Below are 1,213 nucleotides of genomic sequence, written 5' to 3'. Positions count from 1 at the left end.
TGACGTTGCCCCCAAGTTCTATCCGACTTGAGCGAGACTCCGGGTTTCAGTTTTACCCATTTGGGCGGGTTGGGCAACGGGGGCTGGCGCGGAGCTTTGCGGATTGCGCAGCGACAGGCCCCGTTGCGGGGTGAATGTTTGGGCGAAGGCTGCAGGGGTCTGCCAGCTGAGGCGGGAGTGGGGGCGTTCTGTGTTGTAGTCCTTGCGCCAGGCGGCCAGCGTGACGCGGGCGTGGTGCAGGGACGGGAACAGGGTCTCGTTGAGCAATTCATCCCGCAGGCGACCGTTGAAGCTTTCGATGAAGGCATTCTGGGTCGGTTTGCCGGGTGCGATGTAGTGCCAGTCAAACTTGCGATCATCTACGAACTTCAGGATCGCGTTCGAGGTGAACTCGGTCCCATTATCACTGACGACCGTCTGTGGCTTGCCGCGGGTGTCGAACAGCGTCGCCAGTTCCCGCGCCACCCGTGCGCCCGACAACGACGTGTCAGCGATCAGGGCCAGGCATTCGCGGGTGCAGTCATCGACCACGGTCATGATCCGGAACCGGCGGCCATCGGTCAGTTGGTCGGACACGAAGTCCAGCGACCAACGTTGGTTCGGCATCAATGGCAGCACCATTGGGGCCCGTGTGCCCATGGCCCGCTTGCGTCCGCCCCGGCGGCGGACATGCAACTGTTCTTCGCGGTAGATCCTGAACAGGCGCTTGTGATTGACCTCATGGCCCTCACGCCGCAGGAAGACATGCAGCCGTCGGTAACCGAACCGGCGCCGGACCTTGGCCAGTTCGTTCAGCCGCTCCCGCAGCACGGGGTCATCCTGCCGGACTACTTCATACCGCATGGTCATCCGGCAACAGCCGATCACCCGGCACGCCCGCCGCTCGCTCATCTCGTGACTTGCCACCAGATGCGCGACCGCTTGCCGCTTCGCGGCGGGCGTCACCACTTTTTTCCCAGGAGGTCTTTCAGCGCGGCATTGTCGAGCATCGCATCAGCCAGAAGCCGTTTCAGACGCGCGTTCTCGTCCTCAAGGCCCTTCAGTCGCTTGGCCTCACTGACATCCATGCCGCCATACTTGGCCTTCCACTTGTAGACGGTCGCATCGCTGACGCCGTGCTTGCGGCACAGATCGGCGACGGAAACACCGGCCTCATGCTCCTTCAAAATGCCAATGATCTGGTCTTCGGTGAACCTGCTGCGCTTCATCTCTG

At 62.3% G+C, this 1,213-nt stretch carries 1 protein-coding gene; it reads right to left on the bottom strand.

The genetic code is table 11. The annotated features are described in order from the left end of the window. Positions 1 to 18: 18 nt before the first annotated feature. Positions 19 to 1,208 (bottom strand): IS3 family transposase gene (locus GV832_RS21650; RefSeq protein ID WP_168776926.1). Its coding sequence is split into 2 segments (ribosomal slippage): positions 19 to 950 and positions 950 to 1,208, totalling 1,191 coding nucleotides; the frame shifts between segments, so codons are not numbered across the junction. Positions 1,209 to 1,213 lie beyond the last annotated feature (5 nt).

It is taken from the genome of Stagnihabitans tardus, from assembly GCF_009925085.1.
Classification (GTDB): Bacteria; Pseudomonadota; Alphaproteobacteria; order Rhodobacterales; family Rhodobacteraceae; genus Stagnihabitans; species Stagnihabitans tardus.
Note: the sequence above shows the minus strand (reverse complement) of the source record. Positions and strands in the feature narration are given on the sequence as shown.